Here is a 23,728-nt window from a genome sequence, read left to right on the forward strand (position 1 = left end):
ATGTTATTTCCGAACAATTAGACTTTGGGATAAGCCAGCGGGCCGCCCTGATGCAGGCGTACAAAGACAAGGGCGGCGGTGACAGCATCGCTCAGGGCGTCGTGGGGGGGCAGGGCTGGCAGCGCCAGATGGCGACAGATCGCGGCCAGGTGCAGATCGATGGCGGCGTCGGGATAGCGGCGATAGAGGTGATCGTGATAGAGGCGGCTCACCTCGATGCCGCGCTGGGGCAGGGTGAGCCCCCACAGCCGTTGGCAGGCGAGGTTGAGAATGCGCAGGTCATAGGCGATGTGATACCCCACCAGCTCACGGGGGCCGATGAACTCCAGCAGCGCGCGCAGCGCGGGCTCCAGTGCCATTCCCTGTTGCAGATCCTGATGGCGCAGGCCGTGGATCACCACGGACCCGGCGCTCAGGCTGGCGGGAGCCTGGACCCGGATGGCAAGGGCATCGCCCGTCTCTATCCGGTTGCCCCGGATGCGCACCGCCCCGATGGAGACGATCTCCGCCAGCGCCGGATCCAGGCTGGTGGTCTCGAAGTCCAGCGCCACCCACTCGTCGCCAGCAGGGCGGGCAAAGAGCGGGGCAAACTCCCCCTCCCGAAACGTCCTGCCAAGCCAGCGGCGGCGCCAGTGCATCCACATCGCTATTGCCTAAGACGAAAGTGCAAGGTGAGCCATTGCTGGAACTTCTTCACCTGGTGCAGGGCATGGCGCAGCAGATCCCGCTCTGCGGGGCCGAGGTCGGCCACCCGCACCCGTCCGTCTCCCTCCTGCAACTGGCTGCGCAGCCGAAGCCGCATGAACAGCCGGAAGGCCTCCGCCAGATTGGTGCCATAGTCCCGGCTGAGGCGTCCCTGGCCCACCAGGGCCTCGATGCGCCCCGTGGTCGAGGTCTCCAGGATCCCCGCCTCCAGGGAGAGTACCCGGACGCCGTGGACCAGAGGGAAGAGGCCGCCCCGCTTGAGATCCAGCCCCTCCGGGGCTTGCTCCAGCCTGCCAAAGAGGGTGAGGGGGGCGTGAAAGGCGACGGCGGCCCTTGCCATCTCCGCCAGCAGATCCGGCCGGTCGGCGAGGCAGGCCCGCAGGTGACGGGCGACGGGGGCGAGCCGGGCGCGATCTCCCGTGATGGCCTGGGCATCTGCCAGGGTGGCGAGCCAGAGCAGATCCGCTTCGCTGGCGCGCACACAGGCCTGCTCTATCCCTTGCAGCCAGCCGCCAAGCGGCTTCACCCAGGCCGGGTTGTTGACCATCACCCTGCCCGGGCAAGGGGGATAACCCAGGCGCGCCAGCAGGGCGCTGAAGGCGGCCAGATCCGCCGACTGGGTGGGCCACGGCAGGCCATCCGGCAGGATCAGGGCATTGTCCTGATCGGTTTTCTGGATCTGTTCGCCACGCCCCTCCGACCCCAGCATCAGCAGGCACACCTGCTCTTGCTGCGCCGCGGGGATCACCAGGGAAAAGGCCTTGGCGATCAACTGCTCGTTGATGGTGGCGATGAGCTTCATCAGGAACAGGGTGTGGATCCCCTGGGCAAACAGGGAGCGAATGAGCTGCTGCTGCTCCCGGGCGACCGCCTCGAGGGCGGCCGGGGAGTCGGCGCGGGCGATGCGCAGGGTCAACACATGGGAGTGGGTGGAGAAGAGCCCGAGCACCTGGGTCAAATGCAGGATGCCTGCCACCTCCTGCCCCTGCCAGATGACCAGGCGCTTGATGCGGTGGCGGGTCATCAGCAGCAGGGCATCGAACAGATAGCTCCCCAGTGGCAGACCCGTCAGCGGGGTGGGGGTCAGCACCGCCAGCGGCGCACTGAGCGGCAATCCCTTGAGGGTGAGGGCGTGGAGCAGGGTCTTGCGGGTGGCCAGGCTCAGGCTGCCGTCTGCTCCGGGATAGAGCAGGCAGTCGGTGCCCCTGGCCACCATGGCCTCGGTGGCGGCCAGGAGCGAGAGGCTGCTTTCCACGATGAGCGGCGCCTGCAGATGGTCGGGAGCGATGCGGGTCAGGATGAACTCCGCCAGGTTCTGCTGCCCGAGCTGGCTGCGCCGCTCCTGCTCCCGCTGGCGCTCCGCCAGGGTGGCGGTGAAGTAGCGGGCGATATGGGGGTGCGCGTCGCACAGGGCCAGAAAGACGGGGCGGGGAATGAGCTGGCAGAGGGTATCTTCCAGGGCGGCGAAACGGTGGCGGCAGTGCCCGTCAAACTGGGCACGGACGTCGAACATGTCCCCCTCGCCATAGTCGCCAAAGGATTGATGGGGGGCAGACTCTTCCACGGCCCCCTTGATGATGAGGTAGAGCCCGGCGGGCTCCTCCCCGGCGTGCTGCACCGTCTGGCCCGCGCGAAAGTAGCAGATGCTGAGGTGCTGACCGAGCCGCTGGCGTGCCTCCTCGTCCAGGCCGTCGAACGGTGGACGGGCAAAATTGAACAGAAGTGACATGAGAGGCTCCACCGTGACCATGGGGCCAGTCTGACAAAGGCTCTACCACCGGGCCAGCCGACTTTAGTCGCAGGCCCGGGGCGGCCTCCCTGTACCTGCCCATAACACTCTGGTAACGTTGTGGTATGACCAGTTGAATCAAAAGGACGAAGACGGAGATGGAAAAGCCAAGGGTCAAATGGGTGTTTCAGGAGGGGATCGCCGAGGTGATGCTCTGCCGGGGGGACAAGCTCAACGCGCTGGATCGGGCCATGTTCGACGCCATCGACGAGACGCTGAACGCGCTATCCCGGCAAAAAGGGCTGCGGGCCGTGATCCTGCACGGGGAGGGGCGGGCGTTCTGCGCCGGGCTGGATGTGAAATCCATGCTGAGGCAGCCTGTGGCGGCGCTGGAGATCCTCAAGCGCGAGGCGGACGAGGCGACCAACCTGGCCCAGCGGGTGGCCTATGGCTGGCATCAACTGCCGGTGCCCGTGATTGCGGTGACCCAGGGGGTCTGTTTTGGCGGCGGCCTGCAAATAGCGCTCGGCGCCGATTTTCGCTTCAGCACCCCGGATTGCCGCTTCTCGGTGATGGAGATCAAGTGGGGCATCATCCCCGACATGAGCGGCAGCGTCACCCTGCGCAACCTGATGGGGATGGATACCGCCATGGAGCTTGCCATGAGCGGGCGCGAGCTGGAAGCCAGCGAAGCCAAGTCCCTCGGCCTGGTGAGCCGGGTGTGCGCGGATCCCCTGGAAGAGGCGCGGGCCTTTGCCCGGACCCTGATCACCAAGTCGCCGGATGCGCTGGCGGGGATCAAGCAGCTCTACACCCAGGCCTGGGCTCGCAGTGACGAGGCCATGCTCAAGGAAGAGACCCGGTTGCAGAGGCAGATCCTGGGGCGCCCCAACCAGTGGCGGGCGACCCTCAACAGCCTGTTTCGCTGGCGCCTGCCATTCGGACCGCGCCGCAACGCGCTTTGAACCCCTCACCCATCCAACACAAATGAAAATGGCAGCCGAAGCTGCCATTTTGCATTGTGCCGTCTGATTACTTGGCAACGGTATCCGGGTCCGCCTCGAAGGGGTGGCCGGTTTGCTCGCGCATCAGGTTTACTTCGGCGCGGTTTTCAATCCAGTAGTCCGCGTTCTTGATGCCGAGCTTTTCCGGGTGGAACACGGGATCCAGACCCTTGGCCAGCTGTGCCTCGTAGTCTTTCAGACAGGCGAAAGCCGGCTTTTGCAGCATCAGGATGGCACCGATGTTGAGCCAGGCCATCAGGCCGACCCCGATGTCACCCAGGCCCCAGGCCAGATCGGCGGTCTTGACGGTGCCGTAGACGGTGGCAGCCATCAGCGCAATCTTCAGCAGGAAGGTGAGCCAGGGGCGGTTAATCTTGCGGTTGACAAAAGCGATGTTGGTTTCGGCGATGTAGTAGTAGGCCACGATGGTGGTGAAGGCGAAGAAGAACAGGGCGATGGCGACGAAGTAGTTGCCAAAGCCTGGCATCATGCTCTCCATGGCGGTCTGCACATAGCCGGGGCCTGCCGCGATGCCGGCGATGCCGGTGTAGAGGGCGGCACCGTCCGGACCCTGCACGTTGTACAGGCCAGTGATGAGCAGCATGAAGCCGGTGGCGGAGCAGACGAACAGGGTGTCGATATAGACGGAGAACGCCTGCACCAGGCCCTGCTTGGCCGGGTGGCTCACCGCCGCGGCGGAGGAGGCGTGGGGGCCAGTCCCCTGGGCGGCTTCGTTGGAGTAGACCCCGCGCTTGACACCCCACATGATGGCCAGACCCAGAATGGCGCCGAAGCCGGCTTCCATCCCGAAGGCACTCTTCCAGATGAGCAGGATCACGCCCGGCAGTTGGCCGATGTTCAGGGCGATGATGACGCAGGCCACGATGATGTAACCCAGCGCCATGAAGGGCACCACGGTACTGGCGAAATTGGCGATGCGTTTGACGCCGCCGAAGATGATGAAACCGAGCAGCAGCGCCAGACCGGCGGCGGTCACGTTGGGGTCGATGGCAAAGGCGGTCTGCAGGCTGGAGCCGATGGAGTTTGCCTGCACGCCCGGCAGCAGCACGCCGCAGGCGAAGATGGTGGCGATGGCGAAGGTCCAGGCATACCACTTCATGCCCAGGCCCTTCTCGATGTAGAAGGCCGGACCGCCGCGATATTCACCGTTGATCTTCTCCTTGTAGACCTGGCCCAGGGTGGACTCCACGAAGGCGGAGCTGGCGCCAAGGAAGGCGACCATCCACATCCAGAACAGGGCGCCCGGGCCGCCGAAGGTGATGGCAGTGGCCACACCGGCGATGTTGCCGGTACCGACGCGACCGGCCAGGGTCATGGAGAGTGCCTGGAAGGAGGAGACACCGGCATCGTTGCCCTTGCCCTGAAACATCAGGCGTATCATGCCTTTCAAGTGGCGCAGTTGCAGGAAACGGCTGCGCAGGGAGAAGTAGAGGCCTACCCCCAGACACAGATAGATGAGCGCTGGGCTCCAAATCACGCCATTGATGGCATTGACGATCTCATTCATGTACAACAACTCCTTTGTTGCGCTGTCTTGGCGAGGTCTATATGCCTCGCTCCCTTAACATTGAAATATGCGGTGACCAAGGGGGTCACTCAGGATTGTGCGGGACTTTCGACTGGTTAGTCCGCGGGATTTAACATATCGGTTTGTTCAGGGCCTTCCTAGTGAAAAGTGTTGTGGCTTTGTTAATTTGTGAATTGACATTAACAAATGGTGAATGGAACTGGACAAGATTCGGTACATACCCATCATCTGCCGCTTTGCCATGCCCAGAGGGCTGATTGAGGTAATGCAAATAGGAGGCCAGGAGTGGCAACAAGGGAAAACAGATACATCATTCGCCTCGCCGGGGAGGCGGATGGGGCCGGATTGACGGGGTTGTTTGCCCAGTTGGGCTACCCCAACCCTGACGGGGCGGTCAGCGCCAGGCTGGCCCAGCCCGATCCGGCGCGGGAGGTACTGGTAGCCCTGTGCGAGGGGATCCCGGTGGGGGTGCTGGTGTGGCACCACTTGCAACCCATGCACCTTGCACCAGCCTGGGGCCTGATCTCGGCGCTGGTTGTCGATGAGGGTGCAAGGGGCGGGGGCATCGGGGCCCTGCTGCTGGCGGCGGCAGAGCAGCGGGCGGCAGCTCTGGGGTGCGGCCAGCTGGAGCTCTCCAGCAGCCTCAAGCGCGAAGGGGCGCACCGATTTTATCTGGCGCAAGGGTATTGCGAGCGTCCGAAACGTTTTGTGAAAGCTGTCTGATTGGCAAGAGGAGTCTGTGTGTTCTGGTCCAGGTTGAAAGAGGTATTGGGTGGTGCATCTCCCCGGGAGCCTCGTCTCCCAGAAGAGCAGGAGTGGCGCGAGGCGCTGGCGGCGGTGCCCATCTTGCAGGGGCTTGAAGAAGAAGAGGCGCAGAGGCTGATGGAGCTGGCGCGCCATTTTCTCTCGCGCAAGACCCTCACCCAGATCGGGGTGGAACTGACGCCCCGCCAGCAGGGGGTGCTGGCCCTGCAGGCAGTGCTGCCCATCCTGCACCTGGGGTTCGATTGGTATCGAGGTTTCCACGAGGTGATCATCATCCCCGAGCCCGTGACCCGTCGTCAGGAGGTGCAGGACGAGTTCGGGCTGGTGAGCGAATTTGAAGAGGAGAACGCCGGTGAATCCTGGCCCCAGGGGCCACTGGTGCTGGCCTGGAGCGAATTGCAGCAGGACGGGGACTGGGACGGATTCAACCTGGTGATCCATGAGCTTGCCCACAAGCTCGACATGCTGGGAGGGGATGCGGACGGTGCACCGCCCCTGCCGCGGGGCATGGATCCCCAGCAATGGACCCGGGCGCTGCAAGGTGCGTTTGACGAGATGAACGATCAGTTGACCAGAGAGGAGGTGACCGAGATAGACCCCTACGCCGCCTCGCACCCCGCCGAATTCTTCGCGGTGTGCAGCGAGAGCTTCTTCACCGATCCGTTGCGTCTGCGTGTCGTCTACCCTGCGGTCTATGACCAGTTCGCCCGCTTCTACGGTCAGGATCCCGCTGCCCGCTACCCGGCCACCCGGTTGCTGGCCGGAGATCCCGGAGCGCAGGGCTGACCGGCACTGCGTCCGGGCGGCAGAAACACAAAAGGCACCCCTGAGGGTGCCTTTTTCGTGACAGCGATGTCGCCGGGTGCTTAGGCAGCGGCTTTGAGCTGGGCGGGAGCGGCTTTCTTCTGCTCGCCGATGGGCAGCACGGTGCGACCGAACTGCTCGTTGATCACGGTGGCCATGGCCAGGTAGATGGCGCTGGCGCCGCAGATGATGCCTTCGAAACCGGCGATGGTGCCGATCAGGGTACTGCCGGTGAAGTCACGGGCAGCCAGCAGGAAGAACAGCACGGTCAGGGAGGCGAACACGAACTGCTTCACGCGGGGGAAGTTGACGGTCCCGATCAGCATGAACAGGGTGAACATGCCCCACATCAGCAGGTACCAGCCCATGTAGGCGTGCGGGGTGGCCTCGGCCAGACCCATGGTCGGCATCACCAGCAGGAACACCAGGCTCCACCAGAAGGTGCCGTAGGAGATGAAGGCGGTGACACCGAAGGTGTTGCCACGCTTGTACTCCATGATGCCGGCGATGATCTGGGCCAGACCGCCATAGCACAGACCCATGGCCAGGATCATGGCGCTGATGGGGAAGAAACCTGCGTTATGGATGTTCAGCAGAATGGTGGTCATACCGAAACCCATCAGACCCAGAGGGGCAGGGTTGGCCAATTTTTCGCTCACGTGGTGTTCTCCAACAATAGAGGTGGGGTTGATAAAAGACGCGCGATTTTAGGCAGGCTCAGGGTCCCGGGCAAGGGGGGGACACACAGAAATGGTAAAAAAAGAACACGAAAGTTTAAGTGGCCAACCATTCGTGCCATTCAGGTAGACGAGTGGTGAATGAAAAACGTTTTCAACGTTGCGATTTTGTATAAAAGGCAACTTGGCATGAAAGTCGGCAACGACGATGGTGACTGGGACTGGTGAGGGAAACGCGCCCCGGATGGTCGCGTCATGGCGGTTTGATTGAAAAATGAGTTCATATGCCATCAGACCAGAGTGTTTCCCTCCTGTTTGTGGCGCATGGACCTCCCGTATCGCTTGCCATCGCAGTGTCCGTTGCGCTCCCCATTTTCTCGTCAACCCCGCGCTCGCCACCGTGTTCCCTACACAAGGGCGGGGCGCCTGAGAAACCCGCAGGCGCGCTGTGTTGACTGCCACGGGCGAAAGGGGCGCAAGATTAACGGGCAGGATCAGAGGCTGCCCTTGTCAGAAAGCCAGAGGCGGGATGGGCCATGGGCCCAGTAAAGACGCTTCGAAATGGAAGGGGGGCGCGGGGTTGGCCCTTTGGCGTGCGCGAGAGGGTGTTCAGGATTGGCCCGATTAGACACTGTATATCTAATCGGGCCATCTATTTTGACATGCCGACATGCCGACATGCCGACATGCCGACATGCGGGATAACGGGATAACGGGATAACGGGATAACGGGATAACGAGATCTTTCGAGACGGCTAGCGAGAGATAAATCCTGATGGCAGGGGTCGGGGGAGGTTAGAGAAGGGGAGGCAAGCAGGGATAAGGCAGCTCCACCATGATGTCGCCGCCGCTAGGCACAAAGGGAACAGCAGGGGCAAAGCGCGGGACCAGCCACCGCCCGCTCGCTCCGGCGGGAAAGAAAGGGATGAGAAAGGGTCGAGCAACTGGCACCGCACGGGTATCTGGGCGGTGGGCACCTTAAATGGCCAGGAAGGCGTTATCCGGTGGGGGTCGGGGGTGGGAGCCCCTTGGGCCATATGCCGTCGGGGCAAACAAGAGGGGCATCCGGCGGGCGCCGGATCAGTTGTCCAGGGTCAGCACCACCTTGGCTTCCTTGTCCGTCTCCTTCACCTGGCTGTCGAGCACGAAGAGGCGCTCCGGCGCGATGCCCTGGGTATCCACCAGATACTCCTTGGTGTTCTGGGCGCGGCGCATGGCGAGGTTTCGCAGGGACTTGGCGGTGATGAGCTGCTGATCCCGTAGCAGGAGCACCGCCTGGGCGCGCAGGGCCTCGCTCCCTTCATCGAGTCGCAACCGGTCGGCCAGATCCCCGAGATCTTCGTTGAACTTAGCTTCATAGGCCTCTGCCAGTGCGGATTGCATGGCGGGATCCTGCTCCAGCAGCGTCAAATCCACCGGGCTGCCGGTGGTCTTGGCCAGCAGCCGCTCAAGCTTCTGGCGCTGGAGGATGGGGCGCTCTTCGTTGAAGTTGACCTTGCCGCGAATGTTCATGCTGAGCTTGGGCCTCTCCTTGAGGGCCTGCGCGAGGGTGGTCAGCTTGGTCTGCTGGGTCGGGGTCAGGGCGGGATCGCCAGGTAGGAAGGGGAGCTCGTCGAGATCCTTGGTGCCCCCCGTCAAGGACGCAAGCAGGGAGAAGGGGGAGGTGATGGCCTTGCCGAGGGTATTGCCGAGCACGTCCCAGAAGATGTTGCCCAGGCTGAAATCAGGCTGATCCAGATTGCCCTTCACCTTGAGGTTCATCTTGATGACGCCGTTCGAATCGCTCAGCAGGGCGATGGCGAGGCCGAGGGGCAGATCCTTGGCCTGCTCGCTCTTGACCTTCTCCCCGAGTTGCAGCTTCTTGATGGTGATGTCGTTGTCCCCCTCCAGCCGGTTGCCCTGCAGCTTGTAGTTGAGTTTCATGGAGAGCTGCCCCTTGTCGATGGCATAGCCTGCATAGGTGCTGGAGTAGGGGGTGAAGGTGGTGAGCTCCAGATTGTTGAAGGCCACGGCCACATCCAGCACGGGATCCTCGATGAGCAGGTTGGCGCCCCCCGGATGGTGACGGGGGCGTAGCGGTCCACCTTGCCGTTGAAGGCGAGCTCGGAGCGCTGCCCCGGGGTGTTGCTGATATGGCGGCTCTGGCCGTCGAGGGAGGCGATGTCCACCACGAACTCCGGGCTCAGGCTGCGATCGGCGAAGCGCAGGTTGCCCTGGGCGGTACGGATCTGATCGATGACGATGTGCGGGGCGGGGGCGCTCTCCCTGGCGTTCGCGGCGGGTTGCGGCAGCAGCAGTTGCTGCACGTTGGTGATCCCCTCTTCGTTGATCTCGATGCGGGCATAGGGTTTGCTCAGCAGGATGTCGGCGATGCGCAGTTGCTGGCTCAGGCCATCATAGTGCAGGCCGCTCAATTGCAGATTCTCTATCTGGAGCAGGCGCTGGTTGTCGGCCCGATCCAACACGTTGAGCCCCGCGACCTCGAGTCCACCGCTTATCTCCAGCTTGCTGATGGCCCCCTGGCGGTCGGTGGCCAGGTCCAGCCTGGTGCGGCTGGCAAGCTCGCCGTCCCGTACGCTGATGCGCAGCAGATCCTGCAGGTAGGGTTGAGCCAGGGTCAGCGGCAGCCCCTGCTGGCGGATGGCGCCGTTCAGGGTGAAGGGGGTCAGCCCCAGGGTGCCGTCAAACGCCACCGTCGTCCTGGTGTCGAGGGTTGCGTTGAGGGTGAGGGGGCTGGGTTGGGCGGTCTGGCTGCCAAGGGGCCCCAGGGTGAGGGCGAGGGCGGAGATGGCCCGTTTCAGGGGCTTGCCGCTGGTGGCTTCGGTCAGAGTGAGGCTGCCCTGGTCGATGCGGGTCTGCTTGAGGGCCCATTGCCAGGGCTTGGCGGGGGTGGCCGGTTGTTTGCCCCCCTTGGGGGTCTTCTGGGGGATCAACAGGTCCGCGAGATCCAGTTGTTGCTGTTGGTCGAGGACGGCGGTGATGGCCGGGCTCTTGAGGGTGGCGGCATCGAGCTCAAGGCGCTGCTTGTTGCCATCGATGCGGATCCCGGTCAGCGCCAACTGCTTGAAGCGGGCAAATTCCTCCCCCTTGTTGCGTGTGAGCTGCCAGTTGGCCAGGGTCAGCTTGCCCTTTGACAACTGCCAGTCCAGTCCCTGCTTGCCCTGGGTGAGGCGATAGGCGAGCTCGGCGCTGGCCTCCCCTTTGGCGAGGGTCGCCTTGAGATAGGGGGCCCAGAGGGGGGCGAAGGGGGCGATGGCCACCTTGCCAAGGCTGAGGTTGCCCTTGCCGGCGCCGCTCATCATGTCGAATTCCCCTTCGGCCTTGAGGGGGCTCTTCTCGTTGACGGTGGCGCTCAGGCGATAGGGGTTGAGCACCCCCTCTGCGCTGGAAAAGCCGGGCAGGTGCAGGGCGAGCTTGTCCAGGGTGAGGGGCGGGACCCACCCCGGGCTGCTCTGCTTGCGGCTGTCCCGGTAGCTGAGCCGGCCCTGCTCGACGGACAGCTTGCCGATGGTCACCAGCACGGGCTCGGCGCTAGCTGGCGGTGTTTGCTCCGGCGCAGGGGCGAGCAGGGAGGCCAGTGCATCGGTCAGGTTGAAGCGTGCCTCCCCCTTGAGATCCTCGAGGCGCACCAGATCTGCCCTGGGGGCGGTCAGGGTGGCCTCTTCCAGTACCAGGGCGCGCTGCTGCCAGCTCGCTTTCAAGGCGGGAATGAGCTTCAGCTCTTCAAATGACACCAGTGCTTGCTGCTTGTCATCGAGCAGGGCGCTGGGCCCCAGCACGAGGGAGGGGGAGCGGATCCCCACCTCTATCTTGCCAAGGGAGAGGTGCAGACCGTAATGGGTGGCAAGCCAGCCGGGGAGATGGCGCTGGATGAGGGTCGGCGCCTGCCAGAGCAGGATGGTGATGCCGATGAGCAGGAGCGCGAGAAGATAGAGGGCATAGCGCAGCAGACGAGCGGGCAGAGGCTTGAGCATGATGGTCTCCATTTGATGCGCATATGGTAGCAATTAATCGTGCCCGGTTCATGGGAAGGACTCATGAGGTGCGCCGCACTCTGACCGGGCTGGGGAATTATTGTGCGACCAAGGCCGGATTTCCCCCGTTTGCCCCACCTCGCCGCTTGCCCAAACCGCCCAGTCTGTCCGGCATGCCGTGACGGGCGATGTGGGGAACAAGGGGGTTGCCGGGTCAGGGCCTGCCACTGCGAATATCCACTGGAAAACCGGGATACCGGGGGCGAGATACCCCCAGAGTCTGTCAATCCCCGTCGGTTTTCAAGCCGCCGAGGGAGTGGATGCAGCGCTGCTCGGCGGCATCGAGCTCGGCCATCACCATCTGGATGTCCTCCAGTTGCTGGCGCAGGGAGTGGCGTCTGGCCTCGATGAGCTGGATCATGGAGTGAAGCTGCATCCGGCTGGAGCGGTCGGTGTCGTACATGTCGAACAGCTCGCGGATCTCCGCCAGGCTGAACCCGAGGCGCTTGCCGCGCAGGGTCAGTTTCAGGCGGATCCTGTCCTTGTGGCTGTAGATACGGGTCTGCCCCTCCCGGGTCGGGGTGATGAGCCCCTCGTCCTCGTAATAGCGGATGGTGCGGGGGGTGATGTCGAACTCCTGGGCCAGCTCCGAGATGCTGTAGGTCCTCTCCTTGCCACTGGCGTGTCTGGCTCTCATGGTGCGCCCTCCTGATGAGCTGGCGGGGTCCTGGCCCCGCGGCAAGGGCCGGGTTCATGATGCATGATGGCCTCCCGGGGGGCGCTGCTCACGCTCTTGTGCGAAGCGCCGCCCCCTCCCGTGCAGGGCCTGGCCGACCCGGGAGCCGTTGGGGCGCCCCAGCAGCTCGCTCACCCACTGGCCGGTGGCGGCCAGCTGGTCGAGGTCGACGCCGGTGCTCATGCCAAGGCCGTGCAGCAGATAGACCACCTCTTCCGACGCCACATTGCCGGAGGCACCGGGGGCATAGGGGCAGCCGCCGAGCCCGGCCACCGAGCAGTCGATGGTGCGGATCCCGCGCTCGAGCGCCGGCAGCAGGTTGGCCAGCCCCTGGCCGTAGGTGTCGTGAAAATGAACCGCAAGCCGGCCCGCCGGGATCTCGTGCAGCACCGCATCCAGCATGGGAGCCACGGTGCCCGGGGTGCCGACGCCGATGGTGTCGCCGAGGGATATCTCATGGCAGCCCAGATCCAGCAGCCGCTCGGCAAGGGCGGCGACCCGTTTCGGGCGGGTCGGGCCGTCGAACGGGCAGGCGATGACGGTGGAGAGGTAGCCGCGCACCTTGATGCCGAGGCTGCGCGCCTCCTGCACCAGGGGAGCGAAGCGCACCAGGGACTCCTCCACGCTGATGCCGATGTTGGCTCGGGTGAAGCCGTCCGAGCAGGCGGTGAAGAGACCTATCTCGTCGGCGCGTGCGGCGACGGCGGCCTGCAGACCCTGCAGATTGGGCACCAGGGCGCCATAGCGGGTCGGCCCCCTGCGCGGCAGGGCATTAAAGAGTGCGGCGGAATCCGCCATCTGCGGCACCTTCTTGGGCGACACGAAGGCCCCCACCTCGATGCGCTGCAACCCGCTCTCGGCCAGGTGGGCGATGAGCGCCAGCCGCTGCGCCAGGGAGAGGGTGGCGGTCTCATTTTGCAGGCCGTCCCGCGGCCCCATCTCCACCAGGCTGACCTTGTCGTCCCGGTTCTCGTGCGTGTGGCTCATGAGCGCTCCTCCTGCGCGGTATGGTCCTCGGCAAAGCGCACCAGCACGGCGCCCTGGCTCACCTGTTCGCCCTGGCGGCACTGCAGGGCCTCAATCACCCCGTCCCGGTCAGCTTTGAGGACGTGCTCCATCTTCATTGCCTCCAGCACCAGCAGGGGTTGCCCCTTGCTGACCGGCTGGCCGGCCTCGACCTGCAGCGCCACCACGATGCCGTGCATGGGGGCCAGGATGCCCGGGACATGGCTCGTGTCGTGATCATGGTGGAGCTGATGATGCTGATCATCGAGCGAGAAGCGGATGCGCCTGCCCGCCAGGTGCAGCAAATAGGCGTCCTCGCCGAGGGGCTGCACCGGATAGCGCTGCCAATGTCCACCCTGGCACAGGCGGATCTGTTCTGACCCGAGTTCAAACGGGATCTGCTCGCCTTGCCAGAGTAGGCTGCCTGCCCGCTCGGCGAGGGTGAGAGTGCGGGTCTCCTCGCCGATGCGCACCGTGGCGCAAAAGCGGCGGGTGGGGCCCAGCCGAAAGCCTGCGGCCTGCTGCCAGGGGGAGGCATCGCGCTCGCAAGTGGCGAGCCAGAGGGTGGCGAGGGGCCAGGCGAGCGCAGGAACGGGCAGGGTGTCGGTGGGAATGGGCCACTGGGTGTGGTGGCGCATCGCCAGCACCTCTGGCGCTTCGCACAGGCGCTGCAGGAGCGGGCCGTTGTGCACCAGAGGGCCGAGATCCAGGGCTGCCAGGGCATCGGCCAGGGTGGCAAAGGCTTCGCTGCGGCTCGGTGCGTGGGCGACGAGCTTGGCGATCATGGGGTCGTAATAGGGGCTCACCTCATCGCCAGCGGTGACGCCGGTGTCGATGCGCACCCCCTTGGGCCAGGTGAGCCAGTGGATGGGGCCGCTCGCTGGCAGAAAACCGGCGGCCACGTCTTCGGCGTAGAGGCGCGCCTCCACCGCGTGGCCACGCAGCACCACCTGTTCCTGGGTGAGGGGCAGCGGTTTGCCCTCGGCCACCGCCAGCTGCCAGGCCACCAGATCCTGGCCTGTGATGGCCTCGGTAACCGGGTGCTCCACCTGCAACCGGGTGTTCATCTCCATGAAGAAGAACTCCTCCCCGCAGAGCAAAAACTCGATGGTGCCCGCCCCCCGATAGGCGATGGCCTTGGCCGCCGCCACGGCCGCCTCGCCCATGGCGCGGCGCAGGGCAGGGGAGATGTCGGGGGCGGGGGCCTCCTCGATCACCTTCTGGTGGCGGCGCTGCAAGGAGCAGTCCCGATCCCCCAGATAGATGGCGTTGCCAAGGGCATCGGCAAAGACCTGCCCCTCCACGTGACGGGCGCGGGGGAGATAGCGCTCCAGCAGCACATGGTCGTCGCCAAAGGCGGCACTCGCCTCCCGCTTGACCGCCGCCAGGGCGTCGTCAAAGTCGGCCAGCTGATCGACCCGCCGCATCCCCTTGCCACCGCCGCCGCTGGCCGCCTTGATAAGGAGCGGGAAGCCCACCTGGCTCGCCTGATCGCGCAAAAAGTCGGGATGCTGATCCGCGCCGTGATAACCGGGCAGCACGGGGACGCCGGCTGCCTGCATCAGCCCTTTGGCCCCCGACTTGTCCCCCATGGCGAGGATGGCGGCGCCGCTTGGGCCGACAAAGCGCACGCCCCGCTGCTCGCAGGCGGTGGCAAAGTCGCTGTTCTCGGAGAGGAAACCGTAGCCCGGGTGGATGGCGTCGGCATTCGCTTCTTTGGCAATCTTGAGCACCTTGCCGGTGTCGAGGTAGCTCTCCCGGGCGGGGGCCGGCCCCAGATGCCAGGCTTCGTCGGCTTCGCGCACGTGCATGGCGCGGGCATCGGCGTCCGAGTAGAGGGCGATGGTGTGAATGCCGAGGCGCCGTGCTGTCTTGATGATGCGCACGGCGATTTCACCGCGATTGGCGATCAGCAGGCGCTTGATGGGAGTGTGATGGGTCATGCTGCCTCCCTGTTGTTCAAGGCGCACAAGTGCGAAGCGTGTTGATCCACACTCCCGTTATATTGACCACAGTTGGCGATCAGCAGGTGCTTGATGAGGTGGTATTGAGTCATGCTTCGTCCTTGAAACGGGGGCGCCAGGTTGGGGGGCGTTTGTCGAAGAAGGCCTGGATCCCCTCCTGGGCCTCGAGACCGACCCGTACCCGGGCGATGGTCTCGACGGTCTGCTCTTCGTGCTGGTGGCCTGGGCGCCCTTCGAGGGCGGCCAGCAGCCGCTTGGTCTCCTTCATCGCCTGGGGGCCGTTGCGACACAACCGCAGGGCCATGGCGCGTCCCTCCGCCAGCAACTGATCAGGCTGGCTGAGCCTGTGCACCACGTTGAGTCGGCAGGCGGTGATGGCATCGAAAGGCTCTGCGCTCAGCATGTAGCGGCGGGCCTGGCGCATCCCCATGGCGCGCACCACGTAGGGGCTGATCACCGCAGGCACCAGTCCCAGGGTCACCTCGGAGAGGCAGAAGCGGGCATTTTCGCTGGCCAGCACGATGTCGCAGGCGCAGACAAGGCCTAAGGCGCCGCCGTAGGCGGCCCCCTGCACCAGGGCTACCGTGGGGAAGGGCAGCTCGTCCAGTGCCTGCATCAGGTGGGCCAGCACCCGGGCGTCCTCGCGATTCTTGTCAAAGGCGCGGGGGTCGAACGCTTCCCCTGCCATCTTGCGCATCCACTCGAGATCGGCGCCCGCGCAAAAATGCGGCCCCTCGGCGCGCAGCAGCAGCACGTGGGGGCGGTCGGCGAGGGGCTGGCCGTGGGTCAGCTCGTCGAGGCAGTCGAGCAGCCCTTGCATCAGGTCGGCATCGAGGGCGTTGTGACGGGCCGGGCGGGCGAGCACCAGCTCGATCACCGGGCCGTGGCGCTCCAGGCGAAAATGGGCAAGGGGATCGTTGAAGAGCGGGTCTGACATATGAACTCCTTACATCCGGAAGATGCCGTACTGCCCGGGGCCCGGCTCGGCCCCCTGGCAGGCCGCCAGCGCCAGGGCGAGCACGGTGCGGCTCTGGGCCGGGTCGATGACGCCGTCATCCCACAGGCGAGCACTGGCGTAATAGGGGTGACCCTGGCGCTCGTACTGCGCGATCACCGGGGCGCGAATGGCGGCCGCCTCCGGCTCGCCCAGAGTCTTGCCCTCGGCGGCCAGCTTGTCCCGGCGCACCTGCACCAGCACCCCGGCCGCCTGCTCGCCCCCCATGACGGAGATGCGGCTGTTGGGCCAGCTGAAGAGAAAATCCGGTTCATAGGCGCGCCCGCACATGCCGTAGTTGCCGGCACCGAAGCTGCCGCCGACGATCAGAGTGATCTTGGGCACCCGGCTGCAGGCCACGGCGGTCACCAGCTTGGCGCCGTGCTTGGCGATCCCCTCTTTCTCCGCCGTACTCCCCACCATAAAGCCGGTGATGTTTTGCAGAAACAGCAGCGGGATCCCCCGCTGGTTGCAGAGCTGGATGAAGTGGGCCCCCTTCTGGGCGCTGTCGCTGTGCAGCACGCCGTTGTTGGCGAGGATCCCCACCTGCATGCCCTCAATGCGGGAAAAACCCGTCACCAAGGTAGTGCCGAACAACGCCTTGAATTCGTCAAACACAGAGCCATCCACTAGTCGGGCGATCAATTCTCGTGCGTCATAGGGGCGCTTGAGACTGGTGCCCACCAGGCCGTAGAGCTCCTCGATGGGGTAGTGCGGCTCATCATAGGAGGGAGCGGATGGGGCGGGTGACGCCGCCGTCTGGTTGTCACCCAGGTTGCTTACCAGGGTGCGGGTGATGGCCAGGGCATGGGCATCGTCCCTGGCCATGTGATCCGCCACCCCGGAGTGGACGCAGTGCACCTCGGCGCCGCCCAAGGCTTCTGCGCTGATCTCCTCACCGGTGGCGGCCTTGACCAGGGGCGGGCCCGCCAGAAAGAGGGTGGCCTGTTCCCTGACCATGATCGACTCGTCCGCCATGGCGGGCACGTAGGCACCCCCGGCGGTACAGAGTCCCATCACCACCGCCAGCTGGGGGATGCTCTGGGCCGACATGCGAGCCTGGTTGTAGAAGATGCGGCCAAAATGCTCCCGGTCGGGGAACACCTCGTCCTGCATGGGCAGGAAGGCACCGCCGGAATCCACCAGATAGAGGCATGGGAGGCGCAGTCGCTCGGCAATGGCCTGGGCGCGCAGGTGCTTTTTCACCGTGAGGGGGTAGTAGGTGCCGCCCTTCACGGTGGCGTCATTCACCACCAGCATGCACAGGCGCCCCGAGACCCGTCCGATGCCGGTGAGGATGCCGGCAGCGGGCACCGGTTCGTCATAGACCTGCCAGCCAGCCAGCGCCGACAGTTCGAGAAAGGGGGAACCCGGGTCCAGCAGCTGGTCGATGCGCTCCCGGGGCAGCAGCTTGCCACGGGCCTGGTGGCGGGCCTTGTTGGCAGCACCGCCGCCCAAGGCTATCTCCTCCAGGCGGGCATTGAGATCGTCGACCAGTGCCTGCATGGCGGCACGATTGGCCTCATAGTCGGGGCTCGCGGTGTCGAGACGGGAGTGGATCCTGCTCATGCATTATCCCCCATCAGCTCGCGGCCGATGAGCCAGCGGCGGATCTCCGAGGTGCCGGCGCCGATTTCGTAGAGTTTGGCGTCCCGCAGCAGGCGGCCTGTGGGGTATTCGTTGATGTAGCCGTTGCCGCCGAGCAGCTGGATGGCATCGAGGGCCATCTGGGTGGCATTTTCGGCGGCAAACAGGATGGCGGCGGCGCAATCCTTGCGGCTGGTGCGGCCCTGATCGCAGGCGCTCGCCACCGAATAGACCAGCGCCCGGCTGCTGGCGAGACGGGTATACATGTCGGCGAGCTTGCCCTGCACCAGCTGGAACTCGCCGATGGCCTGGCCGAACTGCTTGCGCTCGCGCACATAGGGAAGCACCACGTCCATGCAGGCCTGCATGATGCCAAGGGGGCCTGCTGCCAGCACCACCCGCTCGTAGTCGAGCCCGCTCATCAGTACCTTGACCCCGCCGTGCAGGGGACCCAGCAGGTTCTCCTGCGGCACCCGGCAGTTGTCGAACACCAGCTCGCAGGTACTGGATCCGCGCATGCCGAGCTTGTCGAGCTTCTGGGCGGTGGAAAAACCGGGAGTTCCCGCCTCGACGATAAAGGCGGAAATACCTTTGGGCCCTGCAGCGGCATCGGTCTTGGCATAGATGACGAAGGTGTCGGCATCGGGCCCGTTTGTGATCCACATCTTGTTGCCGTTCAGCACGAAGTGATCCCCCTCGCGCACCGCGGTGAGGCGCATGCTCACCACATCGGAGCCGGCACCCGGCTCGCTCATGGCCAGCGCCCCCACGTGTTTGCCGCTGACGAGGGAGGGCAGATATTTCGCCTTCTGATCAGGGGTGCCGTGGCGGTGGATCTGGTTGATGCAGAGGTTGGAGTGAGCGCCGTAGGAGAGGCCGACCGAGGCGCTGGCGCGGCTCACCTGCTCCATCACCAGCACATGGGCCAGATAGCCGAGGTTCACCCCGTCATACTCCTCCGCCACCGTGATGCCGTGCAGCCCCAGCTCACCCATGCGGGGCCAGAGATCCCGGGGAAAAGCGTTGCTCTGATCGATCTCGCTGGCGCGCGGTGCGATCACTTTCTGGCAGAAAGCCTCGACCTGTTCGGTCAGGGCCTGGAGGGTTTCATCCATCAGGGCATGCATCCGTGCTCTCCTTGGTGCAGTGGACTGCCGATTTCCCCTGCCATCAGGGTGATGATTGGTCAGTCCATTCGTGATTCAAGTTTACGTTAGCGTAAACGTAAATTGATTGTTAGTCTAAGGTAAATTCGATGGCAGCCCGCCGCAAGGGGCTACCCGGGCAGAGGAGCGCAAGGAGTGAACAGGATGTGCAACAGCAACATGGATGTGGCCGGCCTGCAGTGGCCTGCCATCGCCAGCCAACGGGCTAGGAGGGGGGCATGAGCCAGCATCACACCCAGTACGGGGATCTGCCGCTCTACATCGGTGGCGAGGCGTGTCCGTCCGCAAGCGACGAGTGGATAGAGGTGACCGACCCGGCGGACCAGCATCTGCTGGCGCGTGTGCCGAAAGCTACCTCTGCGGAAATTGAGCTGGCGGTGCGCGCCGCCCACGACGCCTACCTGCTGTGGCGGGAGGTGCCGGCCCCCGAGCGGGCCCGGGTCATGTTCAACTACCAGCATCTGTTGAAAGTGCATCACGACGAGCTGGCGACCCTGCTGGCCCAGGAAACCGGCAAGAACCTGGCGGATGCCAAGGGGGATGTGTGGCGCGGCATCGAGGTGGTGGAGCAGGCCTGCGGTATTGCCAGTCAGACCCTGGGGGAGACCATGGGCAACGTGGCGCGCCGGGTGGATGGCCACTCCTGGGTGCAGCCCCTCGGGGTCTGCGTCGGCATCACGCCGTTCAACTTCCCAGCCATGATACCGCTGTGGATGTTCCCGCTGGCGGTGGCCTGCGGCAACGGCTTTGTGCTCAAGCCCTCCGAGCAGGATCCCCTCACCCCCATGCGCCTGGCCGAGCTGTTTACCGAGGCGGGGGCCCCCAGGGGCATTCTGTCGGTGGTGCACGGCGGCGCCGAGCAGGTGGATGCGCTGCTGGCCCATCCCGATGTCAAGGCAGTCAGTTTCGTGGGCTCGGCCCGGGTCGGCGGCCACGTCTATCGCAGCGCCACGTCGCAGCTCAAGCGCGCCCAGTGTTTTGTCGGCGCCAAGAATCACATGGTGATCATGCCGGATGCCAACAAGGCGCAGGTGCTCGGCAACTTGGTGGGAGCCGGAGTCGGCGCCGCCGGTCAGCGCTGCATGGCCATCAGCGTGGCGGTGTTCGTGGGGAGCGCCAGGGAGTGGATCCCCGAGCTCGCCGCCGAGTTCGCCAAGGTGAAACCCGGTGTCTGGCACGATCCCGAGGCCGCCTACGGCCCCCTCATCAGCCCGGAGGCGAAAGTCAGGGTGGAGGGGCTTATCGAGGCGGGGATTGCCGAGGGAGCCGAGTGCCTGCTGGACGGCCGTTTTTGCGACGTCCCCGGCTACCCGGTGGGCAACTGGGTGGGGCCGACCCTGTTTCGCGGCGTGACCCCCGAGATGCGCATCTACAAGGAGGAGATCTTCGGGCCCGTGCTGGCCTGCCTCGAGGTGGGGAGCCTGGATGAGGCGCTTGCCCTCATCAACGCCAACCCCTATGGCAACGGCACCTCCCTCTTCACCGGCTGTGGCGCCGCCGCCCGCAAGTTTCGCCACGAGGTGGCGGTGGGCCAGGTGGGGATCAACGTGCCCATCCCGGTGCCGCTGCCGTTCTTCTCCTTTACCGGCTGGCGCGGCTCCTTCTACGGGGATCTGCACGCCTACGGCAAGCAGGCGGTGCGTTTTTACACCGAGACCAAGACGGTGACGGAGCGCTGGTTCGACGAAGACATTCCCAGCGGCCCCAATATGACCATTCAGCTGCGCTGACGGCAGGGGTTGCCCACTTTGCCCGGGTGCCCCCATTGACAGCAACGGATCGACGGAACAAGTACAAAGGAAGCGAACAAGATGGATTTTACCCTGACCGAATCCCAACGGGCCTGTGTCGAGTCGGCCGGCGCCTTCGCCGATCTGGCGCTCAAACCCCATGCCGCGCACTGGGACAGGGAGCACGAGTTCCCCATCCCCACCATCAAGCAGGCGGCGGCGCTGGGCCTGTGCGGCCTCTATACCCCGGAGCAGTATGACGGTCTGGGCCTGAGCCGGCTCGATGCCAGCCTCATCTTCGAGCGCCTCGCCATGGGCTGCACCTCCACCACCGCCTATCTCACCATCCACAACATGGTGAGCTGGATGCTGGGCAGCTGGCTGCCTGCCGAGGTGGCCGAGGAGTGGGTACCCAGGCTCGCCAGCGGCGAGCTGCTGGGCTCCTACTGCCTCACCGAGCCGGGGGCGGGCTCCGACGCTGCGGCCCTCAAGACCCGCGCCGTGCGCGATGGCGAAGATTACCTCCTCGACGGCAGCAAGGTGTTCATCTCGGGCGCCGGCAGCACCGACGTGCTGGTGGTGATGGCCCGCACCGGTGGCGAGGGGGCCAAGGGGATCTCTGCCTTCATGGTACCGGCCCAGACCCCTGGCGTGAGTTACGGCAAGGCGGAGGAAAAGATGGGCTGGAACAGCCAGCCGACCCGGGAGGTGAACTTCAATGCCGTGCGCATTCCCGCTCGCTTCCGGCTGGGGGAGGAGGGGGAAGGGTTCAAGTTCGCCATGCAGGCGCTCGATGGGGGGCGCATCAACATCGCCAGCTGTTCGCTGGGCACAGCCCAGCAGGCTCTCAACGATGCCCTGGCCCATGTGCAGCAGCGCCAGCAATTTGGACACCCGATCAGCGAATTCCAGAGCGTGCAGTTTCGCCTGGCCGACATGGCCACCGAGCTCGCCGCCGCCCGCCTGCTGGTGCGCCAGGCGGCCGCCAAACTCGATGGGGGCAGCCCGGACAAGAGCGCCTGGTGCGCCATGGCCAAGCGTTTTGCCACCGACGTGGGTCACCGCATCTGCGACGACGCCCTGCAACTCTTTGGCGGCTATGGTTATATCCGCGAGTATCCGCTCGAGCGCTATCTGCGCGACACCCGGGTGCACCGCATTCTGGAAGGGACGAATGAAGTGATGCGGCTCATCATCGCCCGCCGCCTGCTGGCCGACCCTGGCCTGTCGCTGGAGTAGCGGGAGGGGCCTGCTCTGAGGACGCAGTCGGCGCGTCCTCAGGCTTTGTGAGCCAGGTGCAGGTTGGCTCCATTCAACCCTGTCATCATGGGGCAGGTTTTTTGACAAGGACAACGCAATGACAAGGATCAGGCTCGAATATCACGGCCACGTGGCCTACATCACCCTCGATCACCCACCCGCCAACACCTGGACGCTCGCCAGCCTGAAAGCCTTCTTACAGATGATGGTGGAGCTGGATGGTCGCCCCGACGTGGTGGCCCTGGTGATCCGCGGTGCTGGAGAGAAATTCTTCTGCGCCGGCGCCGATCTCAAGATGTTCGCCGACGGCAGCCTGGCGCATGCCCGCGAGGTGGCCGAGGCCTTTGGCCACGCCTTCGAGGCGCTGGCCCGCTTTCACGGGGTCAGCATCGCCGCCATCAACGGCTATGCCATGGGAGGGGGGCTCGAAGTTGCGCTGGCCTGCGACATCCGCATCGCCGAGCAGCAGGCCAAGCTGGGGTTGCCAGAGGCCTCGGTGGGTTTGTTGCCCTGCGCCGGCGGCACCCAGCGCCTCACCGAGCTGGTGGGGCCGGGCTGGGCCAAGCGGATGATCCTCTGCGGCGAGAAGGTGAGCGCCACCCTGGCCTACGAGATGGGGCTGGTGGAGGAGGTGGTGACCGAGGGGCACGCTTGGGAGGCGGCGCAGCAGATGGCCCAGCTGGTGGAGCGCCAGAGCCCGAGCGCCCTGCGCGCCTGCAAACAGCTCATCAATCAGGGGCGAAGCACCCACAGGGACGCGGCGCTGCCACTCGAGCGCAGCCTCTTTCTCGCCCTGTTTGACGATGCCAATCAGCGCGAAGGGGTGGCGGCCTTCCTGGAGAAGCGGGCCCCGCGCTGGCGTTACGACCAATCCAAACCGAAAGAGTGAGGGAGCGAAGGATGAATGAGGTATTGATGGCGACCCGCCATGTCGCAGGGGCAGATACCCGGTCTACGGGGGCTGCCCATGAGTGAGCCCGTGCTCATCGAGACCCACCCCACGGCGGATGGCCGCCACATCGGCATGCTGACTCTGGACAGCCCCGCCTCCCTCAACGCCCTGAGCCTTGAGATGATCCAGTTGTTGCAGGGGGCGTTGACCCGCTGGGAGCAGGATCCGGCCATCGTCTGCGTGTTGTTGCAAGGGGCCGGCGAGAAGGCATTCTGCGCCGGTGGTGACATCCGCTCCTTTTATTACCGCAAGCAGGAGGCGAGCCACTCTGAATTGTTCGGCTATGCCCGCGACTTCTTCCTGCAGGAGTACCGGCTCGATCATCACATCCACTGCTACGGCAAGCCCCTTGTCTGCGTGGCGGACGGCATCTGCATGGGGGGCGGCATCGGCCTCTTTGCCGGGGCCGCTTTTCGGGTGGTGACAGAGAAGAGTCTGTTCGCCATGCCGGAGGTGACCATAGGCCTCTATCCGGATGTGGGGGCCAGCTGGTTTTTGAGCCGGATGCCGGGGCGGCTCGGACTCTGGCTCGGCCTCACCGGTGCCCGCTTCAACGGGGCGGACGCCATCGGCCTGGGGCTCGCGGATCACGCCATGGGGAGCCGCGAGCGGGTGGAGCTGCCGGCGCGCCTCGCCGCCCTCGACTGGTCCGCAGGCGACCCCTGCGAGCAGATCGAGGTGCTGCTCACCGATTTGCAGGAGGTCCCTGGTCAGGCATTGCCCCCTCCCGTACTGCTGCCCCACCAGGCCCGCATCGATGCGCTGTTGGCTGGCCGCTCTCTGCAAGGGGTGCTGGCACGCCTCGAGGGCGCCGAGCTGGACGAACCGGCGCTGACTCAGGGGCGGGAGACCTGCCTTCGCGGCAGCCCCATCAGCCGCGCCATCCTCTGGCGCCAGTTCTGGCAGGCACGGCGCCAGTCCCTGGCCGAGGTGTTTGCCGACGAGCTGACCCTCTCGGTCAATTGCGTGCTCAGAGGGGACTTCGTGGAAGGGGTGCGGGCTCTGCTCATCGACAAGGACAAATCCCCTCGCTGGCAGGCCCCGCAGGCGGGCGAGGCCTGGCTGGATGCCTTCTATCGCTGGCCCGAGGGGGACAACCCCTTGCGCCTCCGCTGACGCGGGATCAC

The 23,728-nt window shown here is 65.2% G+C and carries 17 protein-coding genes and 1 pseudogene; 7 read left to right on the forward strand and 11 right to left on the reverse strand.

Annotated elements, in window-relative coordinates:
- Nucleotides 1-17: 17 nt before the first annotated feature.
- Nucleotides 18-644: a 3'-5' exonuclease gene (locus C2U47_RS20295; RefSeq protein ID WP_029314461.1), complete on the reverse strand. Its 627-nt coding sequence runs from the start codon at nucleotides 642-644 to the stop codon at nucleotides 18-20.
- A 2-nt stretch (nucleotides 645-646) separates the two neighbouring features.
- Nucleotides 647-2,434 (reverse strand): putative nucleotidyltransferase substrate binding domain-containing protein, encoded by a 1,788-nt coding sequence (locus C2U47_RS20300; RefSeq protein WP_041211372.1) that lies wholly within the window; start codon nucleotides 2,432-2,434, stop codon nucleotides 647-649.
- Nucleotides 2,435-2,592: 158 nt separating this feature from the next.
- Here C2U47_RS20300 and C2U47_RS20305 point away from each other — a divergent pair, with 158 nt between their 5' ends.
- Nucleotides 2,593-3,399 carry a crotonase/enoyl-CoA hydratase family protein gene (locus C2U47_RS20305; protein ID WP_010674581.1) on the forward strand — a complete coding sequence of 269 codons (807 nt, stop codon included), beginning with the start codon at nucleotides 2,593-2,595 and terminating at the stop codon, nucleotides 3,397-3,399.
- 67 nt (nucleotides 3,400-3,466) lie between these two features.
- On the opposite strand, the gene C2U47_RS20310 is transcribed toward C2U47_RS20305, so the two are convergent.
- Nucleotides 3,467-4,966, reverse strand: a complete 1,500-nt coding sequence (locus tag C2U47_RS20310) for an alanine/glycine:cation symporter family protein (protein ID WP_010674582.1) — start codon at nucleotides 4,964-4,966, stop codon at nucleotides 3,467-3,469.
- A gap of 330 nt (nucleotides 4,967-5,296) precedes the next feature.
- Between C2U47_RS20310 and C2U47_RS20315 the strand changes: the two genes are divergently transcribed.
- Nucleotides 5,297-5,710: a GNAT family N-acetyltransferase gene (locus tag C2U47_RS20315; protein ID WP_029314462.1), complete on the forward strand. Its 414-nt coding sequence runs from the start codon at nucleotides 5,297-5,299 to the stop codon at nucleotides 5,708-5,710.
- Between the two features lie 18 nt (nucleotides 5,711-5,728).
- Nucleotides 5,729-6,538: a zinc-dependent peptidase gene (locus tag C2U47_RS20320; RefSeq protein WP_029314463.1), complete on the forward strand. Its 810-nt coding sequence runs from the start codon at nucleotides 5,729-5,731 to the stop codon at nucleotides 6,536-6,538.
- An 80-nt stretch (nucleotides 6,539-6,618) separates the two neighbouring features.
- Here the strand turns inward: C2U47_RS20320 and C2U47_RS20325 are convergent, their stop codons facing one another.
- The 8 genes and pseudogenes from C2U47_RS20325 to C2U47_RS20360 form a co-directional block, all read right to left on the reverse strand.
- The gene (locus tag C2U47_RS20325; protein WP_029314465.1) at nucleotides 6,619-7,215 is read right to left on the reverse strand and encodes an acetate uptake transporter; all 597 of its coding nucleotides are present in this window, start codon (nucleotides 7,213-7,215) and stop codon (nucleotides 6,619-6,621) included.
- Nucleotides 7,216-8,313: 1,098 nt separating this feature from the next.
- Nucleotides 8,314-11,219 (reverse strand): annotated as a pseudogene (locus C2U47_RS20330) (DUF748 domain-containing protein).
- A 271-nt stretch (nucleotides 11,220-11,490) separates the two neighbouring features.
- On the reverse strand, nucleotides 11,491-11,904 hold the full coding sequence (locus C2U47_RS20335; protein WP_010674587.1) for a MerR family transcriptional regulator: 414 nt from the start codon (nucleotides 11,902-11,904) through the stop codon (nucleotides 11,491-11,493).
- Between the two features lie 54 nt (nucleotides 11,905-11,958).
- Nucleotides 11,959-12,930 (reverse strand): hydroxymethylglutaryl-CoA lyase, encoded by a 972-nt coding sequence (locus C2U47_RS20340; RefSeq protein ID WP_010674588.1) that lies wholly within the window; start codon nucleotides 12,928-12,930, stop codon nucleotides 11,959-11,961.
- Nucleotides 12,927-14,891, reverse strand: a complete 1,965-nt coding sequence (locus C2U47_RS20345; RefSeq protein WP_010674589.1) for an acetyl/propionyl/methylcrotonyl-CoA carboxylase subunit alpha — start codon at nucleotides 14,889-14,891, stop codon at nucleotides 12,927-12,929. The genes C2U47_RS20340 and C2U47_RS20345 overlap by 4 nt, the downstream gene beginning before the upstream one ends.
- A gap of 109 nt (nucleotides 14,892-15,000) precedes the next feature.
- Nucleotides 15,001-15,849, reverse strand: coding sequence for an enoyl-CoA hydratase-related protein (locus C2U47_RS20350; protein WP_010674591.1), 849 nt, complete (start codon nucleotides 15,847-15,849; stop codon nucleotides 15,001-15,003).
- 9 nt (nucleotides 15,850-15,858) lie between these two features.
- Nucleotides 15,859-17,475 carry a carboxyl transferase domain-containing protein gene (locus C2U47_RS20355; RefSeq protein ID WP_010674592.1) on the reverse strand — a complete coding sequence of 539 codons (1,617 nt, stop codon included), beginning with the start codon at nucleotides 17,473-17,475 and terminating at the stop codon, nucleotides 15,859-15,861.
- Nucleotides 17,472-18,620 (reverse strand): isovaleryl-CoA dehydrogenase, encoded by a 1,149-nt coding sequence (locus C2U47_RS20360; protein ID WP_010674593.1) that lies wholly within the window; start codon nucleotides 18,618-18,620, stop codon nucleotides 17,472-17,474. The genes C2U47_RS20355 and C2U47_RS20360 overlap by 4 nt, the downstream gene beginning before the upstream one ends.
- Nucleotides 18,621-18,877: 257 nt before the next feature.
- Here C2U47_RS20360 and C2U47_RS20365 point away from each other — a divergent pair, with 257 nt between their 5' ends.
- The 4 genes from C2U47_RS20365 to C2U47_RS20380 all read left to right on the forward strand — a co-directional run bounded on the left by C2U47_RS20365 (nucleotide 18,878) and on the right by C2U47_RS20380 (nucleotide 23,717).
- Entirely contained in the window at nucleotides 18,878-20,389 is a 1,512-nt protein-coding gene (locus C2U47_RS20365; protein ID WP_010674594.1) for a CoA-acylating methylmalonate-semialdehyde dehydrogenase, read from the forward strand.
- Between the two features lie 81 nt (nucleotides 20,390-20,470).
- The gene (locus C2U47_RS20370; RefSeq protein ID WP_010674595.1) at nucleotides 20,471-21,628 is read left to right on the forward strand and encodes an acyl-CoA dehydrogenase family protein; all 1,158 of its coding nucleotides are present in this window, start codon (nucleotides 20,471-20,473) and stop codon (nucleotides 21,626-21,628) included.
- Nucleotides 21,629-21,746: 118 nt separating this feature from the next.
- Nucleotides 21,747-22,538: an enoyl-CoA hydratase gene (locus C2U47_RS20375; RefSeq protein WP_010674596.1), complete on the forward strand. Its 792-nt coding sequence runs from the start codon at nucleotides 21,747-21,749 to the stop codon at nucleotides 22,536-22,538.
- 78 nt (nucleotides 22,539-22,616) lie between these two features.
- Nucleotides 22,617-23,717 carry an enoyl-CoA hydratase/isomerase family protein gene (locus C2U47_RS20380; protein ID WP_029314467.1) on the forward strand — a complete coding sequence of 367 codons (1,101 nt, stop codon included), beginning with the start codon at nucleotides 22,617-22,619 and terminating at the stop codon, nucleotides 23,715-23,717.
- Nucleotides 23,718-23,728: the final 11 nt, after the last annotated feature.

The organism is Aeromonas sp. ASNIH7 (genome assembly GCF_002903485.1).
GTDB lineage: Bacteria > Pseudomonadota > Gammaproteobacteria > Enterobacterales > Aeromonadaceae > Aeromonas > Aeromonas caviae.